Source organism: Pseudomonas sp. WS 5532 (genome assembly GCF_012985445.1).
Taxonomy (GTDB): domain Bacteria; phylum Pseudomonadota; class Gammaproteobacteria; order Pseudomonadales; family Pseudomonadaceae; genus Aquipseudomonas; species Aquipseudomonas edaphica.
The window spans coordinates 375235-390672 of the sequence record NZ_JAAQWK010000001.1 but is presented as its reverse complement, the minus strand read 5'-3'; the positions used below and the strand labels follow the sequence as shown (position 1 = coordinate 390672).

The window sequence follows — 15438 nt, the reverse complement described above, 5'->3', positions numbered from 1 at the left end:
ACTCCTCAGACATCGGACAGGTACTCGAGATAGACGTACAACCGAGCCAGGAACAACTCCAATTGCACCTTGTGCGCAGCAACGCCCTGGGACCGGACCTGCTCAATCAGCCTCACCGCCATGGGTTCAAGTCCGGTGCCGCCCAAAAACACCAGGCTGCCCACCAAGCGATGGAGGCGTTCAGCTGTCAATGATGCGTTCAACGTCGCACAGGCATGGCGTAACAAACGATGGTCCTCCCACGCCTCGAACAGCAGGGTTTCCAACAATTGATCGACGACAGGCTCGCTGCCAAACGTCGCGACCAGCGTGGCACGCGTTGGCCAGCCGGCGAGCGGTACAATGGCCGCCTGTTCGACATACCGATCATCCACGCCAGGCAACCAGCGCACCAACACCGCATGCAATTGTTCAAGGGTCAAGGGTTTGAGCAACCAGGCATCCATGCCGGCATCGCGGCAACGCTTGGGACTGTCATTTTGCAGGTTAGCGGTCAAGGCAATGATCGGCACTCGCCTCATCCCGGTATCGCACTCATGCTGGCGAATGGCGCGGGCCATGCTGTAACCGTCCATGAAGGGCATCTGGCAATCGCTGATTACCAGGTCGAAGGGTCGGGTGGTAAAGGCCACCAGCCCGAGGTAGCCGTCGGCGGCCGTCTCGTGCCCCAGCCCCAGTTTCTGCAACAAACCACCCAACAACAGGCGGTAGGCAGAATGATCATCCACAACCAGCACACTCAACTGCCGCCAATGAAACGGGGGAAGGGTTGGCGGCTTCAGGTTGTGGCTCGCTCCTGCTGTTGAACCTACCAGCGAACCCATCAGTACCTCTATCGCAACTATTGATCCAGCAGCAATCCGCAGCACTGATGCAATAGCTCTTGAGGCCTATCATGCAGCAATGGTCGACGCATTCTTCTGAATGCTATCGGCCAAAAACAAATAACCTTTCGAGTTAACCAAAGCCCATACAACAACTACGAAAATCCCCCCTGAATCATCGCCTTCACACCGCCCTGCCAATGTCGTATTAGTTGTATTTCCCCTGCTCGCCCCCCTCGCTAAATTGTGCCCACCCCAAAGAGGGTCGGCTTGCCACTCCCAGGCAACAGCCAATAAACACCGAGACCGCCGCTTGGCCAACCACCCGTTCATACCGGGTCGGGCGTGGCCCCGCACGCGCCTCAATCTGCCAGCCTGTAATGGAACAAATGAAATGAAGATCTCTGTATCCCTGCTGAGCAGTGCCCTGCTGCTCGCCATGAACTCATCGGTGTTCGCCGCCAGCAGCGTCGACCTCAGCGTCAAGGGCATCATCACGCCCAGCGCCTGTACACCCAACCTGCCAGGTGACGTCGATTTTGGAAAAAACGCGGCAAAAGACCTGAATCTAGACAGCTATACGCCGCTTGAGAGAAAGACCCTGCAACTGAGCGTCAATTGCGACGCGGCGACACTGTTTGCAATCCACCCCCTCGACAATCGAGCCGGTTCAGCCGCTCACGGCGCCGCCTTTGGCCTGGGTTTGATCAACGGAAACCAGAAGCTCGGCGTATATCAGCTGACGTTCACCAACCCCACCGCCGAAACGCCCTCCACTCTGATTGCGATGTTCAACTCCGAGGGCCGATGGACGGAGATCCTTACAGATGACGCCATCGCCCCCAACGATCTGGTGGCGCTGGGCAGCCGGGGCGACAGCGGTTGGGCACCCCACCCGATAAAAGACGCGATCATGGACATGACGCTGTACACCTCAATTGCACCTGCAAGAAACCTGACCTTGACCAGCGAAGTGGTAATCGACGGCTCTGCGACCTTTGAAATGAAGTACCTGTAAATGGATATTTCCCAAATGAAGACCTGCCTGCCCCTGTTGAGCAGCGCGCTGTTGCTCGCCATTACCTCATCCGCCTTCGCCGCCAGTTCCGTGGACCTGACCGTCAAGGGTTTGATCACCCCCAGCGCCTGCACTCCCAACCTGCCGGGCGCTGTGGACTACGGAAAAATCGCAGCAAAAGACCTGAACCCCGACAGCCACACCTGGCTTGAGGACCAGACATTGCAGTTGAGCGTGAACTGCGAGGCGGCGACGCTGTTTGCCATCAACCCCGTCGACAATCGAGCCGGTTCCTCAACCATTGGCCGAGGCTCCTACGGCCTGGGCCTGGCCAACGGCACAGAGAAGCTCGGCGGGTATCAACTGATGTTCAGCAACCCCGTCGCCGAAACGCCTTCGACCTTGCTCTACCAGTACGAACAGCGCGACTGGGCGCCGCTCTATCCAGAGGACCCCGTAGAAGACGATATGTTGGTGGCCCTGGGCAGCCGTGGCGATTCCGGCTGGGCCCCGCACCCCGTGCAGGACGCGCTCATGGACATCACCGTGCACACCGCCGTTGCGCCTGCCAACGGCTTGAGCCTGGCCAACGAAGTGGCGCTGGACGGCTCCACAACGTTTGAAGTCATGTACCTGTAAATGGAGACCTTTGAAATGAAGACCTCGCTGTCCCTGCTCAGCGCTGCGCTGTTGCTCACAAGCGCCTCGTCAGTGTTCGCCGCCAGCAGTGTGGACCTGACCGTCAAGGGGCTGATCACACCCAGCGCTTGTGCCCCCAGCCTTTCAAGCGGCGGGGTCATCGACCACGGCAAAGTAGCCGCCAAAGACTTGAAGCTGGACGGCTACACGTTGCTTGGCAATCACACGCTGCAACTGGCGATCACCTGCGATGCCCCCACCCTGCTGGCCCTTAAGGGCATCGACAATCAAGGTAGCGCCTACGACTCGAGCAACGCCTACGGCCTGGGCTTGGTCAGCGGCAAAAAACTCGGCGGGTACACCCTGGCACTAGATAACCCAATGGCGGATGGCGCGGTGATTTCCGTGATTGGGTCCCGGGATAACGGCCTCAGTTGGCGCGAAATTTACCCAGGAGACGTCTGGCCAGCCGCCGACCTCGCTTCGTTTGGCGATCGCTCGACCGGCAGTTGGGCGCCGGCACCGGTCCAGCAAGTGACTGCGGGGCTTTGGGTGCAAACCATTATCGCTCCAACTGCCGGGATGGACCTGACCACTGAGGTCCCCATCTACGGCTCCGCCACAATTGAAGTGAAATACCTGTAACCCCCCTCTAACATCACAGGATGTGACCCATGGCTAGCCTCCTCACTCCCATCGCCGCGACATTGTTACTGATCTGCGCCGGCCCAGCATTCGCCGCCAGCAGCATCGATCTGACCGTCAAGGGGCTGATCACACCCAGCGCTTGTGCCCCCAGCCTTTCAAGCGGCGGGGTCATCGACCACGGCAAAATCGCGTCCAAGGATTTAAAGCCGGACAATTGGACGGTCATCGGCAATCACACGCTGCAACTGGCGATAACCTGCGAGGCGCCAACTCTGGTGGCCCTCAAGGGCATCGATAATGTAGGCGACTCCCATGACCCGATGAACAGGTATGGCCTGGGCCTGGTCAGCGGCCAAAAATTGGGCGGGTACTCCCTGACCTTCGGCAATCCTATAGCCGACAACGCAGCGATCTCCGTGATTGAGTCCTCCGATAACGGCCTCACCTGGCAGGAAAATATCCCAGGTGACACTTGGCCAGCCGCCTACCTCGCTTCGTTTGGCGATCGTTCGACCGGCAGTTGGGCGCCCACCCCAGTCCGGCTGGTGACGGCCGATCTCAAGGTGCAAACCCTTATCGCTCCAACTGCCGGGATGGACCTGACCACTGAGGTCCCCATCTATGGCTCCGCCACAATTGAAGTGAAATACCTGTAACCCCCTCTAACATCACAGGATGTGACCCATGGCTAGCCTCCTCACTCCCATCGCCGCGACATTGTTGCTGATCTGCGCCGGCCCAGCATTCGCCGCCAGCAGCATCGATCTGACCGTCAAGGGGCTGATTACCCCCAGCGCCTGCACCCCGGCACTGGCCCAAGGCGGTGTTGCCGACTACGGAAAGATCGCCGCCAAGGACCTGCAAGAAAACCAGGCTACTCCGTTGCCGCCCACTACCTTGCCATTCAACCTCAGCTGCGAGGCCGCCACGCTGTTTGCACTCAATGGTGTGGATAACCGCGCCGGCTCAGCCAGTAGCCCCAACGATTACTCGTATGGCCTGGGGTTCATCAACGAAACAGAGCGGGTCGGCGACTACGTGATCATTATCACCAACTACCTCGCCGACAACCTGCCGGTCAGCAAGCTGGCCTCCCGTGACAACGGCGCCACCTGGAGCGAAAACAGTGAGGACGCCATCTGGATGCGCGGCAGGCTCGCCGCCTTCGGCAACAACGCAAGTGGCACCTGGGCGCCCATCGCGATCAAGGCACTGACCAGCAACCTGGTGGTTCACCCCACTATCGCCCCTTCCAGTGGCCTGACATTGACCCAGGAACAACCTGTCGATGGCTCCGCCACGTTGGAAGTGATGTACCTGTAACCCCTCATCCTCTTACTAAGGAAGGTTTAAACGATGACTTACTTAAGAGCGGCGCCCCTGGCCGCCCTGTTGTTGGGCACCTCGTCTCTCACGCTGGCCGCCAGCAGCCTGGACCTTACCGTCAAGGGCATCATCACGCCCAGCGCCTGCGCGCCAGTGGTTTCCGGCGGCGGCAATGTCGACTTCGGCAAGGTGTCGGTCAAGGACCTCAACGCTGATACCTACACCGACCTGCCCAGAGAAACCATGCTCTTGAGCGTGCGCTGCGAAGGGCCGACGTTTTTTACCTTGAACACCATCGACAACCGCGCCGGCACCACCGCCAGCCACTTCAGTTGGCACGGCCTGGGCCTGACCCCCAGCGATGAAAAACTCGGCGATGCCGGGCTTGGTCTCTACCAGCCGGTGGCCGACGGCGTACCGGTGCGCACCATCACCTCACGGGATGGCGGCGTCACCTGGATGCCTTCAGTGATGCTCAGCCATACCGTGTTGACGGCGGTCGCCGACAACGACGGCGTGGTGCCGATTGCGATCCAGGAACTGGACGCCGAGATACGCCTGATCACCCACATTGCGCCCGCCAGCAGCCTGACGCTGACCGACGATGTGCCTATCGACGGTCACGCCACCGTGCAAGTCAATTACCTCTAAGGAACCTCCCGATGAACACTCGATTGACCACCCTGGCCGTCAGCGCACTGCTGCTCAGTTCGGCCAATGCCTTTGCCGCCAGCAGCGTCGACCTGACCGTCAAAGGCCTGATTGTGCCCAGCGCCTGTACGCCCAGCCTGTCCGGCGGTGGCATGATCGACCACGGCAAAGTGTCTGCCAAGGACCTGAACCCGGACCGGGGCACCGCGATTGGCGTGCATACCCTGTCGATGACCGTCGACTGTGACGCGCCGATCCAGTTTGCTCTGCACCCCATCGATAACCGCGCAGCCTCAGGTCTAACCACGGACTTCGGCCTGGGCTTTATCAACGAAACCCAGAAGCTGGGCCACTTCTCCCTCACTTGGCGCGGCATGGTTGCCGACGGCGTGACCGTTCAACCCATCGCATCGATGGACCAGGGCAAAACCTGGTACTCCGAAAAATTCTGGGAGCCGAGCATGTACATGGCGGCAGCGTCGATGAGCGACGACACCCAGCCGCTGCCGATCCAAAACCTGAGCGTCGATCTGGAAGTGCTCACTATCATCAATGCCGCCGCCAGCCTGGACCTCAGCAATGAGGTAACCATCGATGGCTCGGCCACCGTTGAAGTGAAGTACCTGTAACCCATGGCCGCCCATCCCTTGACTACCGCCGGGCATGGGCTGCGCCTACCTGTGCCGGTACTGAACACCGTTGGCCGTTGCGTGGCTGCGCTGCTCCTCTGCCTGGCCACCTTAGTCAACGCCCACGCGGCGTCGACCGTCGACCTCACGGTAACCGGCCGGATAACGCCGGACGCCTGCCATGTCGAGCTGACTAATGAAGGCACCGTCGATCACGGCAAGATTCCTTCCCATAGCCTCAACGCCGACGAATTCACCGTGCTGCCTATCCAGATGCTCGATCTGCGCGTGCAGTGCGCCAGGCCCATGTTGTTTGCGCTGGTAGGTATTGATAATCGCGCCGACTCCTCGTCGGCACCCGATTATTTCTACGGGCTGGGCAGGAACATCCACGTCCCAGAGGAGCGCCTGGGATCCGTGGCATTGTCCTATCGCAACGCAGTGGGCGATGCGCAGCCCATGCAGGTATTGGCGTCCAACGACAACGGCGAAACCTGGTCACAGGAGCCCAACGCTTACCCGCGCGCGCATATGGCCTTTGCGCCAGTCGGGGACCGCCAACCGGATTTCATCGGCCAGTTGACCGTCCAGGTTCAGGTGAGCACCGCCATCAATTTTTCGCAGTACCTGACCCTGGACCAGGAAGTCCCGCTCGACGGCGCCATTGTCCTGGACCTGCGCTACCTCTGACCGCCCCCCTTTTGGCCTAATGGAAACCCCATCATGACGACGTCATTCTCAAACACCGTGGTGGGCCTTGTCGCCCTGCTGCTGATCCTTGGCAATCAAGTCAAAGCCGACGGCATGGTCCCGGACACCTCCGTGGTGATCGTGCATGAAGCCGAAGGCGAAGCGGCGGTGTCGGTGACCAATACCGACAGCCAGCTCGCGCTGCTGCATGTGACCTTGCAGGACATTCCTGAAGACACCGAGCCGCTGTTGGTGGTGACACCGCCGCTGTCACGGGTAGAAGCGTCCAAAACCCAGCTGGTGCGCTTCATTCTGCAAAACCAGAAGCCGTTGCTGACCCAGCGGCTTAAACGGGCAGTGTTCGAAGGTATGCCCCAAGGTCGCGCCGCCACCGCCGCCGGTCACGCCCGTGTGGGCGTGACCGTGCGCCAGAACCTGCCCGTGATCGTGCACCCCAAGGGCCTTGCGCCGAACCGCACCCCTTGGACCGACCTGACCTGGACGCTGCGCGACGGCCAATTACAGGTGCGCAACGACACGCCTTATGTGGTGCGCCTTGCACAGGAGCTGTTGCTGTTGCCCGGTGACGGCAGGGCAATGCTGCCGCGTACCTATGTGCTGCCGGGCGAAGCTTTGAGCGTACCGGCCAGCGGTGGCCAGGCCAGAACGGTGCGTCTGCAGCCGGCCACGGTGTATGGGTTTGCGGTCAAGGCCTACGACGCCCCTATCACCCTCTGACTGACAACCACAGGTGTCGTGACAGACCGGCACCTGGATAACGAAGTGACGGCTTATTGACCGTCACCAGAGCGCCTGGAATCCCCGACACAACGGGGGCCAGTGCACTCACTACTCGAGTACCTTGCGTGAAAACAGTATTGAGTTACCGTGACGGCGAAGCCGTGTCCGATACCCCCGTCTGCCAGACCTTGCCGCTGGTGTTGTTACTGTGTGCCCTCGTGCCCGACAAGGCTTGGGCCGACGATTCCAGCCCGGTTGGCTTCGACGCCCAGACCTTGCATCAGCGTGGCATTGACCCACAGCTGGCCAGCCTGTTGCTGGCAGCACCGCGCTTCGCTGCCGGGCGGCACACCGTTAACCTGCGGGTCAACGGCCAACGCCGTGGCCGACAGGATCTGACCTTCGATCAACAGGGCAACCTGTGCCTGGACCGCGCCTTGCTGGACGCCGCTGACCTGGTGACGCCCAGCGAGACGCCAGGCTGCCGGGATTTTCTCGCGCAGTATCCACAAACCCTGGTGGAGCCGGACCCGGCGACACTGACGGTGTCACTGGTGGTGCCCACCGAAGCCCTGCGCCCTGTGCAGCAGGATATCTCGGGGTACGAAACCGGCGGTTTTGCCGGGCTGCTCAACTATGACCTCAGCGGTTTTTACAACCGCTTCGGCGATGACGCCAGCCGCTTTGGCTCGGCCAATACCGAAGTCGGGTTCAACTCCGGCGACTGGATCGTGCGCAGCCGCCAGGTGCAGACCTGGCAGGATGGCCTGTCGCGCAGTACGCATCTGGAGGCCTACGCGCAACGCACCTTCGCCAGCCACCAGGCGGTGCTGCAGGCCGGGCAGATCAACCTCTACAACCCGGTGCTCTCCGGTGCGCAGATCAGCGGCGTGCAGGTGCTGACCGAACATGCACTTCAAGAACAGGGTCAGGGCGCGCAGATCCAAGGTATCGCCAACAGCCCGGCGCAAGTGGAAGTACGTCAGAACGGAGCACTGATTCACTCCACCGTGGTGCCTGCCGGGCCTTTCACCTTGAACGATGTACGTCGGTTGAACACGCGCTCGGATGTCGAAGTCACGGTCAAGGAAAGTGTTGGCGGTGAGCGACGTTTCACCGTGCCCGCCGCCATGCTTGGCCTCGGGTTGCCGGCACCGGGCTACTCCGTGGCCGCAGGCCGAGTGCGCAATGTGGGTGACGCCAGGGGTGATGATCCTTGGGTGGTGAGTGCCGGCTGGACCGGCGCCTTGCACCCGCAACTGACACTGGGGAGTGGCGTGCTGGCCGCCAGCGAATACCGTTCGGTAGGCGCCAGCCTGGGCTGGTTGCCGTGGCTTGATAGCCAGATCCAGCTGTCAACCCAACTGTCCAACACCCAGGGCTGGGAAAAAGTCTCGGGTGTACAGACCGACCTGTCATGGTCCCAGCGCTTGAGCGAACAGTGGTCGGTCAGCGCCGCCAACTCCTGGCGCAGCATCGGCTACCGCGAACTCGAAGAAAGCACCTATGAGCGCGACCACAGCCATGAGAGTAATGACAGCCGTCGCAACTCCCGCTATCGCGACCAGCAAAGCCTCAACCTGGGTTGGTCGCATCCGCTGCTGGGCGCCTTCAGTGCCGGGGTTTCGCGCTCATCCAACTTTGCCGGTGACAGCAGCAGCCGCGCGCTGGCGTCCTGGGGTACCAGTATCGGCGCCGTGTCGTTGTCGGCCAGTGCCGAGTGGCAAATGGGCGGCCGCGAGCAGCGAGACAACGCCGTCTATCTCAACATCAGCGTACCGCTGGGCGAGAGCCGCAGGCTACGCAGCTGGGTGCGCAATTCCGGCGGTGAAAACCGTACCGGCCTGGGCCTGACCGAACAGATCGACGACCAACTCAGCTACCGCGTCAGCGCCGAACACGACAGCAGTGACCATCAGGTGGAAACCTCCGTAGGCGTCTCGGCACTGCCGCGCTACAGCCAGCTCGATTTCAGCTACAGCCGCTCCGACGCCGAGCGTTCGAGCTACCAGGGCGGCGCTCGTGGCGGTGTGGTGCTGCACGGCGACGGCGTGACCTTTTCGCCCTACCCGGTGCGCGACACCTTTGCCGTGGTGTCGGTCGGCGACATGAGCGGCATTAAGCTCAGCACCCCCAGCGGCCCGGTGTGGACCGACTGGCAGGGCCAGGCCGTAGTGCCGCAAGTGGCCGCATACGGGCGCAGCCCGGTTGAAGTGCAGACACGCTCACTGCCGCGCAATGCCGATATCAATAACGGCCTGGCGATGATCTCGGCCGGGCGTGGCGCGGTGGACCGCGTCGAATTTGGCGTCGGCCTGACCCGTCGCGTGCTGCTTACCGTCAGCAACGACCAGGGCGCGCCGCTGCCTGCGGGCGCCTCCGTCAGCACTGCCAGTGGCGAATTCGTCACCTTGGTGCAGGACGGCAGCCAGGTGTTTCTGCCCAATGTGCTGGAACAGCCGACGTTGTGGATCACCACGCCGCAAAGCGGGCGTTGCGAGTTGCGCTACGAACTGCCGGAAAAAGCCGACCCGGCGGTGTACTTCGAAACCGCTCCCGCACGTTGCAACCTGCCTTGAGGATGACCGCCATGCCCATCACACCTTATATGCGTCAACTGTGCCTGTGGCTGCTGATCGGCGTAGCCGGCACTGCCCAGGCCTTGGAGGAATGCCAACTCAACGTCAGCGAACCGCTGGTGGATTTCGGCGTGATGAGCCGCCTGGCTCAAAACGACAGCGCGGCGCAACGCCTGCTCGGCGAACGGCGCCTGAGCGTGATCGTCAATTGCCCACAAGCTGAAGACCTCAGCCTGTTCTACCGCGCCCTGGCCACAGACCCGCAACGCCTGCAATTTACCGAGCACGGCAGTTATGCCATCGAAGTCGGCAACGCCGTGCTCGACGGCCGCAGCGTTGAACTGGGTTTGCTGCCCGCCGACGGCCAGGCGCCCGTTACCAATGGCAACGTGCTGGAGTGGCGCCCCGGCCACGGCATAGCACCGGTCGAACAGGGTGCAGTGCTCACGGGTAAAACCCTGTCGCTGCAACTGACCCTGCGCGCCTGGGCCGACCTCGCCGCCACGCAGGTGCGCGATGCCACCACCTGGGAAACCACCGGGACGTTGTACGGCGCAAAGCACGGGCGTTACCGGGAACTGACACTGCGCGCGCACTTTGCGCCCATCGCCTGCCTGCCGACGCTGTCCGACCACGGCGTGGTGGACTACGGCACCTTGTACGCCAAGGACTTGAGCGCCACCAACGAGACACCGTTGCCGACCCGCTCCCTGCGCCTGAGCGTGACCTGCGACGCGCCGGCACGCTTTGCCCTGCGCATGTTTGATAACCGCGACGGGTCGGCCACCGGTGGCACCGATGAAACCGCCTATGGCCTGGACCTGGATGCCAGCCGCAACAAAATCGGGCGTTTTTACCTGACTGTCGACCCGGCGGAATTCAGCGCCGATACCTGGCCCACGTTGTACCGCACCGACTCCACCAGCAACGGCGTGGCGTGGAGCAGTTCCACAGCCCGGCAAATCCCCATGGCCGCCAACAGCCTGCTGGGCTTTACCGACAAAACCGGCGTCACCACAGGCCCTGTCGCCATCCAGGCCCTGACCGGCACGGTACGTATAAAGACTTACCTGGCACCCATGCAAAGCCTGGACCTGCGTGAGGTGGTGCTGATCAATGGTTCCGGCACCCTCGAGATCGTGTACCCGTAACCGTCACTGCAAGGAGTCCGTCCCATGAAACGCCCTATGAAAACCCGCATTTTTTCCGGCCTGCTGTTAGTGGCCTGCGCGCCCTCGGTGCTGGCCGCATCGGCGGTGGACCTGACCGTCAAAGGCCTGATCGTTCCCGCCGCTTGCTTGCCGCAGTTCCCCGGCGGGGCACTGATCGACTACGGCAAAATCGCCCAACAAGACTTGAACCTGGGCACTGCGACACGCCTGCCGGCCAAGCCCCTGCTTTTCGCCATCGCCTGCAGCGGTCCCACCCGCTATGCCCTGCGCATGCGCGATAACCGCGAGGGCTCGGCCATGGTCAACAGCGAGATTTACTATGGGTTGGGGTTCGATATCAGCGGTAATCGCCTGGGGGTTTACTCCATGACCTTCGACCCGCGCCAGACCCAGGCCAACACCACCGCGCAGATCTACGGCACCGAGTCCACCACCGGCGGCGTGGCGTGGCGCACGTCCAACCTCAACCCCATCGACATCGGCTCCAGGAGCTACCTGGGTTTTACCGAGGTGGAGGGCAGCGTCAGCGGGCCTACGGCCATCGGCACGCTGACGGGTACAGTCACAGTGCAGACCGTGATCAATGCCCGGCAGAACCTGGACTTGAGCGTGGAAACTCCACTGGATGGCTGGGCAACGCTTGAGGTGGTGTATCTCTAGAGTTTCTCGCTGGTCACTTGTACATAACGCGCCCGCCCGGCGCCGAGACCCGCGACAATCGCACCGAGGCCGATCACGGCGAAGATCCAGCCGATGGCCGTCCAGCCGCCGGTCCAGTCATGCACCAGGCCGACCGCAAACGGCCCCATCGACGCCAGGGTGTAGCCAATGCCCTGGGCCATGCTCGACAGGTTGGCGGCGACATGGGAATCACGCGAGCGCAGCACGATCAGGGTCAGCGCCAGGCTGAAGGTGCCGCCCTGCCCCAGGCCGAGCAGAATCGCCCAACCCCACAAGCCGTCCAGCGGCGCATACAGGCAACCGAACAGGCCGCCAAGGGTCAGCAGCATCACCACCACAATCGCCAGGCGCTGGTCCTTGCCGCGGGTGGCCAGCCACGGTGCGGCCAGGGAACTGAGCAGTTGCACGATGATGGAACCGGACAACGCCAACCCTGCCTCGGTGGCGCTGAGCCCCCGGCCAATGAGGATTGACGGCAACCAGCCAAACACAATGTAAGCCAGGGACGATTGCAGACCCATGTACAAAGTCACCTGCCAAGCCAGTGGGTCACGCAGCAAGCCCTTGACCCGGTAAGCCACCTGATGGGCGCCGTGCTTTGGTCCGACTTGCGGCAACCAGAACAACGCCGCCAGCAACGCCGGGATAACCCAAAACCCCAGTCCGACGGCCCAGCTGTCTGCGAAGTACTGACTCAGGGGCACCGTGGCCCCGGCTGCCAACGCGGCGCCCAGACACAATGCCATGGTGTAGACGCCAGTCATGGCGCCCGCCTGCCTGGCAAAATCACGCTTGACGATACCCGGTAGCAATACACCGATGATGCCGATGCTCGCGCCAGCGATCAGGCTGCCCGCGAACAACCCCACTTCACCGAACGAACTGCGCAGGATGATGCCACCAGCCAGGGTGAGCAGAATCCCCAGCACCACGCGCTCAGCGCCAAAACGCCTGGCCAGGATCGGCGCAGTGGGCGCGAACAGGCCCAGGCACAACACCGGCAAGGTGGTCAGCAAGCCCGCCTTGGCAGCGGACAACCCCAGGCTGCTGGACACTTCTGCCAGCAATGGCGCCATGCTCGACAGCGCCGGGCGCAGGTTCAATGCCACCAGCACCAGGCCCAGCAGCAACAGCCACGGGCGAGCCACCAACGGAGGGGCCTGCTGGACGGCTTCGTCATCGGCTTCGGCGTCAATCAACAGTTCTTCGAGTTCAGTCGTACGTTTGGCTTCAAGGTTCATTGATCAACTGCCGGCAGAGGGATTTGGCACGTTCGGGGTCTTGGTTTTCCACCGCGTCGAGCAAGGCGATATGCAGGTCGAATACCGCCTGGCGACGTGGTGAGATGTTCAGGGTCTGACGCAACTGGGCGCCGACAATGCTGGAGAAATACTGGTACAGCTCGCTCAGCGCCGGGTTGTGCGCTGCATCCACCAGGCGCTTGTGGAACACCAGGTCGGCGCTGATATAGGCCTCCAGGTCACCGTGGTACAACTCGCCGCTGCGCTCAAGGGCTTCACGCAACCCTTTGAGATCGTCATCGGTACGACGCAACGCCGCCAGGCCGATGGCCTCCACTTCGAGAATCTGCCGCGTCTCCTGAGCCTGCGCCAACGTGCAGTGGGACAGTGCGCGCATCGTCCCCAACGGGTCGGTCATCGAGCGCAAGTAACTGCCGTCGCCCTGGCGGATTTCGATCAGACCCGAGAACGCCAACACACGCATGGCCTCACGCACGGTATTGCGGCTGATGCCCAGCTCGGCGGACAACTCCGGCTCGGTGGGCAGGCGCTCACCGATGGCCCATTTGCCTTCAGTTATACGCCAGCGCAGTTGCTCCAACGCTTGATCGACCAGGGAGCGTTTGATCAGGGGGGCGATGTCTGTCATGAGTTTTGCACTTTCGTCCAATCATAGGATGAATTTTCCTACAGCCTATTCAGACTTGCCCACAAAGGCAACGCACTAGGGTTCATAGGCAGCAAAAGGAGCAGTATTTTCGATTGGTAAAATTACCCTTTAAGGGTAATTATTGGACTCAGGTGTCTTATGGAAAAGTACACACCTCACTACGATCTGGCGGTGATCAAGGCGGATGTCAGGCGACTGGGTGCAAAAGCATTCACCCGTGCAGCCAAGGAGGCGGGAAAGCAACTCGACCTCGACATCAGCGAGATGCAGGCAGTCGTTTTCAAACTACAGAACAGGATGCTGTACAAGTCGATGACCACCTATGCCGATCACCGCGTCTGGCAGGACGTCTACCACATCCATTCACACGGTCTGGAGATTTACATCAAGGTCACTTACTGCTCCGGCGGTAACCCACCGGTGATCTCCTTCAAAGGGATGAACCTATGAACACCCAACATTGCTTCATATGCGGCGCCCCCGACGCCATGGTGCGTTTTGAGGGCCGCAGTGAAACCCTGCGCATCAAAGGCATGGAACAGCACATTGAGGATCTGTCCGGCTGGGAGTGCCAACTGTGCGAGGACGGCATGTATGACCCCGACAGCAGCGAACGCCATGCCAAGGCAAGTGATGACCTGCTGCACGCCGCGCGACGGATGATGGGCGCCGAACTCAAGCGTATCCGCCGCAAGCTGCACCTCACGCAAAAAGAAACCGTGCAGTTGTTGTCCGGTGGCGGGCACAACGCATTCTCACGTTACGAACGCGGAGAAATAACGCCGCCCAAACCGTTGATGGTGTTGATGCGCCTGCTGGACCGTTACCCGCATTTGCTCGCCGACGCCAAAGAGCTGGCCGAAGGCGCAGACCTGCGCAACGCCTTTACTTGCACGACCCATAACCAAACACAAGAAGCCCTCAAAGCGTCTTGAACAGGCAAAAATAAACCCGGCACCAGCAGGCTTTTTATGGGTGTTCTGCAGAGCAATGGCGATCAAATGTGGGAGCCGGGCTTGCCCGCGATGGCGGTGGGTCAGCAGCAGATGTACGCACTGCTGTACCGCTATCGCAGGCAAGCCAGCTCCCACATTGGTTTGTGTTCGCCAAAGGTTATGCAGCCTGCAGGCTGGGTTTATGGGTTCAAGCTTCGATCAATGCAGAATCTGGCTCAAGAACAACTTGGTCCGGTCATTCTGCGGGTTGTCGAAGAAGTCATTGGGCGCCGCCTGTTCCACGATCTCGCCCTTGTCCATGAAGATCACGCGGTTGGCCACGGTGCGCGCAAAGCCCATTTCGTGGGTGACGCACAACATGGTCATGCCGTCTTCGGCCAGGCCGATCATGGTGTCGAGCACCTCCTTGACCATTTCCGGGTCGAGTGCCGAAGTCGGCTCGTCGAACAGCATGATTTTCGGTTTCATGCACAGGGCACGGGCGATGGCCACACGCTGTTGCTGACCACCAGACAGTTGCCCCGGAAACTTGTGCGCCTGCTCCGGAATGCGCACGCGTTCCAGGTAGTGCATGGCAATTTCTTCAGCCTTGCGCTTGGGCATCTTGCGCACCCACATCGGCGCCAGCGTGCAGTTCTGCAGGATGGTCAGGTGCGGGAACAGGTTGAAGTGCTGGAACACCATGCCGACTTCACGACGGATCGCTTCGATCTGCTTGAGGTCGTTGGTCAGCTCCACGCCATCGACCACAATGCGGCCCTGCTGGTGCTCTTCCAGGCGGTTGAGGCAGCGGATGGTGGTGGACTTGCCCGAACCCGACGGGCCGCACAGCACGATACGCTCGCCCTGCTTGACGTTGAGGTTGATGTCTTTCAACACGTGGAACTGGCCGTACCACTTGTTGACGCCCTGCATCTGGATAATGCCTTCAGGGCTCACAGGCTGTTTGATTGCTTCGCTCATAACAACAACT

At 61.3% G+C, this 15438-nt stretch carries 18 protein-coding genes; 14 read left to right on the top strand and 4 right to left on the bottom strand.

What is annotated here, in order from left to right; all coding sequences use genetic code 11:
* Window positions 1-5: 5 nt before the first annotated feature.
* The gene (locus tag HBO23_RS01850) at window positions 6-824 is read right to left on the bottom strand and encodes a response regulator (RefSeq protein WP_017135184.1); all 819 of its coding nucleotides are present in this window, start codon (window positions 822-824) and stop codon (window positions 6-8) included.
* A 394-nt stretch (window positions 825-1218) separates the two neighbouring features.
* Between HBO23_RS01850 and HBO23_RS01845 the strand changes: the two genes are divergently transcribed.
* The 12 genes from HBO23_RS01845 (at window position 1219) to HBO23_RS01790 (ending at window position 11577) form a co-directional block, all read left to right on the top strand.
* Window positions 1219-1842 (top strand): DUF1120 domain-containing protein, encoded by a 624-nt coding sequence (locus HBO23_RS01845; RefSeq protein WP_170036308.1) that lies wholly within the window; start codon window positions 1219-1221, stop codon window positions 1840-1842.
* A gap of 15 nt (window positions 1843-1857) precedes the next feature.
* Window positions 1858-2481, top strand: a complete 624-nt coding sequence (locus HBO23_RS01840; RefSeq protein WP_099548692.1) for a DUF1120 domain-containing protein — start codon at window positions 1858-1860, stop codon at window positions 2479-2481.
* A gap of 15 nt (window positions 2482-2496) precedes the next feature.
* The gene (locus HBO23_RS01835; RefSeq protein ID WP_170036306.1) at window positions 2497-3126 is read left to right on the top strand and encodes a DUF1120 domain-containing protein; all 630 of its coding nucleotides are present in this window, start codon (window positions 2497-2499) and stop codon (window positions 3124-3126) included.
* A 29-nt stretch (window positions 3127-3155) separates the two neighbouring features.
* Window positions 3156-3785, top strand: a complete 630-nt coding sequence (locus HBO23_RS01830) for a DUF1120 domain-containing protein (RefSeq protein WP_099548446.1) — start codon at window positions 3156-3158, stop codon at window positions 3783-3785.
* Window positions 3786-3813: 28 nt separating this feature from the next.
* Complete coding sequence (locus tag HBO23_RS01825) at window positions 3814-4452, top strand: DUF1120 domain-containing protein (RefSeq protein WP_170036304.1); 639 nt, start codon at window positions 3814-3816, stop codon at window positions 4450-4452.
* A 33-nt stretch (window positions 4453-4485) separates the two neighbouring features.
* A complete protein-coding gene (locus tag HBO23_RS01820; RefSeq protein WP_017135189.1) occupies window positions 4486-5106 on the top strand; it encodes a DUF1120 domain-containing protein in 621 nt (206 codons plus the stop codon).
* A gap of 11 nt (window positions 5107-5117) precedes the next feature.
* Window positions 5118-5735, top strand: coding sequence for a DUF1120 domain-containing protein (locus HBO23_RS01815; RefSeq protein WP_017135190.1), 618 nt, complete (start codon window positions 5118-5120; stop codon window positions 5733-5735).
* A 3-nt stretch (window positions 5736-5738) separates the two neighbouring features.
* Window positions 5739-6425 carry a DUF1120 domain-containing protein gene (locus HBO23_RS01810; RefSeq protein ID WP_017135191.1) on the top strand — a complete coding sequence of 229 codons (687 nt, stop codon included), beginning with the start codon at window positions 5739-5741 and terminating at the stop codon, window positions 6423-6425.
* Between the two features lie 33 nt (window positions 6426-6458).
* A complete protein-coding gene (locus HBO23_RS01805) occupies window positions 6459-7163 on the top strand; it encodes a fimbria/pilus chaperone family protein (protein ID WP_099548442.1) in 705 nt (234 codons plus the stop codon).
* Window positions 7164-7291: 128 nt separating this feature from the next.
* Complete coding sequence (locus HBO23_RS01800) at window positions 7292-9745, top strand: fimbria/pilus outer membrane usher protein (protein ID WP_346343047.1); 2454 nt, start codon at window positions 7292-7294, stop codon at window positions 9743-9745.
* An 11-nt stretch (window positions 9746-9756) separates the two neighbouring features.
* Window positions 9757-10896 carry a DUF1120 domain-containing protein gene (locus HBO23_RS01795; protein WP_262378148.1) on the top strand — a complete coding sequence of 380 codons (1140 nt, stop codon included), beginning with the start codon at window positions 9757-9759 and terminating at the stop codon, window positions 10894-10896.
* A 36-nt stretch (window positions 10897-10932) separates the two neighbouring features.
* Window positions 10933-11577, top strand: a complete 645-nt coding sequence (locus HBO23_RS01790) for a DUF1120 domain-containing protein (RefSeq protein WP_170036522.1) — start codon at window positions 10933-10935, stop codon at window positions 11575-11577.
* On the opposite strand, the gene HBO23_RS01785 is transcribed toward HBO23_RS01790, so the two are convergent.
* Both HBO23_RS01785 and HBO23_RS01780 read right to left on the bottom strand, forming a co-directional pair.
* A complete protein-coding gene (locus HBO23_RS01785) occupies window positions 11574-12839 on the bottom strand; it encodes a CynX/NimT family MFS transporter (protein ID WP_017135196.1) in 1266 nt (421 codons plus the stop codon). The two genes, HBO23_RS01790 and HBO23_RS01785, sit on opposite strands and share 4 nt — an antisense overlap.
* A complete protein-coding gene (locus HBO23_RS01780; RefSeq protein WP_138449599.1) occupies window positions 12829-13488 on the bottom strand; it encodes a FadR/GntR family transcriptional regulator in 660 nt (219 codons plus the stop codon). Before HBO23_RS01780 ends, HBO23_RS01785 begins: the two co-directional genes overlap by 11 nt.
* A 159-nt stretch (window positions 13489-13647) precedes the next feature.
* Between HBO23_RS01780 and HBO23_RS01775 the strand changes: the two genes are divergently transcribed.
* Together HBO23_RS01775 and HBO23_RS01770 are read left to right on the top strand one after the other, a co-directional pair.
* Window positions 13648-13959 carry a type II toxin-antitoxin system MqsR family toxin gene (locus HBO23_RS01775; RefSeq protein WP_170036301.1) on the top strand — a complete coding sequence of 104 codons (312 nt, stop codon included), beginning with the start codon at window positions 13648-13650 and terminating at the stop codon, window positions 13957-13959.
* Window positions 13956-14444 (top strand): type II toxin-antitoxin system MqsA family antitoxin, encoded by a 489-nt coding sequence (locus tag HBO23_RS01770; protein ID WP_138449595.1) that lies wholly within the window; start codon window positions 13956-13958, stop codon window positions 14442-14444. The genes HBO23_RS01775 and HBO23_RS01770 overlap by 4 nt, the downstream gene beginning before the upstream one ends.
* A 219-nt stretch (window positions 14445-14663) precedes the next feature.
* Here the strand turns inward: HBO23_RS01770 and HBO23_RS01765 are convergent, their stop codons facing one another.
* Window positions 14664-15428, bottom strand: coding sequence for an amino acid ABC transporter ATP-binding protein (locus HBO23_RS01765; protein WP_003171943.1), 765 nt, complete (start codon window positions 15426-15428; stop codon window positions 14664-14666).
* Window positions 15429-15438 lie beyond the last annotated feature (10 nt).

Coding starts and splice junctions, on each gene's coding strand:
- HBO23_RS01820 (WP_017135189.1), top strand. CDS start 4,486: ATGACTTACTTAAGAGCGGCGCCCCTGGCCGCCCTGTTGTTGGGCACC.
- HBO23_RS01795 (WP_262378148.1), top strand. CDS start 9,757: ATGCCCATCACACCTTATATGCGTCAACTGTGCCTGTGGCTGCTGATC.
- HBO23_RS01840 (WP_099548692.1), top strand. CDS start 1,858: ATGAAGACCTGCCTGCCCCTGTTGAGCAGCGCGCTGTTGCTCGCCATT.
- HBO23_RS01810 (WP_017135191.1), top strand. CDS start 5,739: ATGGCCGCCCATCCCTTGACTACCGCCGGGCATGGGCTGCGCCTACCT.
- HBO23_RS01830 (WP_099548446.1), top strand. CDS start 3,156: ATGGCTAGCCTCCTCACTCCCATCGCCGCGACATTGTTACTGATCTGC.
- HBO23_RS01790 (WP_170036522.1), top strand. CDS start 10,933: ATGAAAACCCGCATTTTTTCCGGCCTGCTGTTAGTGGCCTGCGCGCCC.
- HBO23_RS01775 (WP_170036301.1), top strand. CDS start 13,648: ATGGAAAAGTACACACCTCACTACGATCTGGCGGTGATCAAGGCGGAT.
- HBO23_RS01850 (WP_017135184.1), bottom strand. CDS start 824: ATGGGTTCGCTGGTAGGTTCAACAGCAGGAGCGAGCCACAACCTGAAG.
- HBO23_RS01835 (WP_170036306.1), top strand. CDS start 2,497: ATGAAGACCTCGCTGTCCCTGCTCAGCGCTGCGCTGTTGCTCACAAGC.
- HBO23_RS01770 (WP_138449595.1), top strand. CDS start 13,956: ATGAACACCCAACATTGCTTCATATGCGGCGCCCCCGACGCCATGGTG.
- HBO23_RS01780 (WP_138449599.1), bottom strand. CDS start 13,488: ATGACAGACATCGCCCCCCTGATCAAACGCTCCCTGGTCGATCAAGCG.
- HBO23_RS01825 (WP_170036304.1), top strand. CDS start 3,814: ATGGCTAGCCTCCTCACTCCCATCGCCGCGACATTGTTGCTGATCTGC.
- HBO23_RS01785 (WP_017135196.1), bottom strand. CDS start 12,839: ATGAACCTTGAAGCCAAACGTACGACTGAACTCGAAGAACTGTTGATT.
- HBO23_RS01805 (WP_099548442.1), top strand. CDS start 6,459: ATGACGACGTCATTCTCAAACACCGTGGTGGGCCTTGTCGCCCTGCTG.
- HBO23_RS01815 (WP_017135190.1), top strand. CDS start 5,118: ATGAACACTCGATTGACCACCCTGGCCGTCAGCGCACTGCTGCTCAGT.
- HBO23_RS01845 (WP_170036308.1), top strand. CDS start 1,219: ATGAAGATCTCTGTATCCCTGCTGAGCAGTGCCCTGCTGCTCGCCATG.
- HBO23_RS01765 (WP_003171943.1), bottom strand. CDS start 15,428: ATGAGCGAAGCAATCAAACAGCCTGTGAGCCCTGAAGGCATTATCCAG.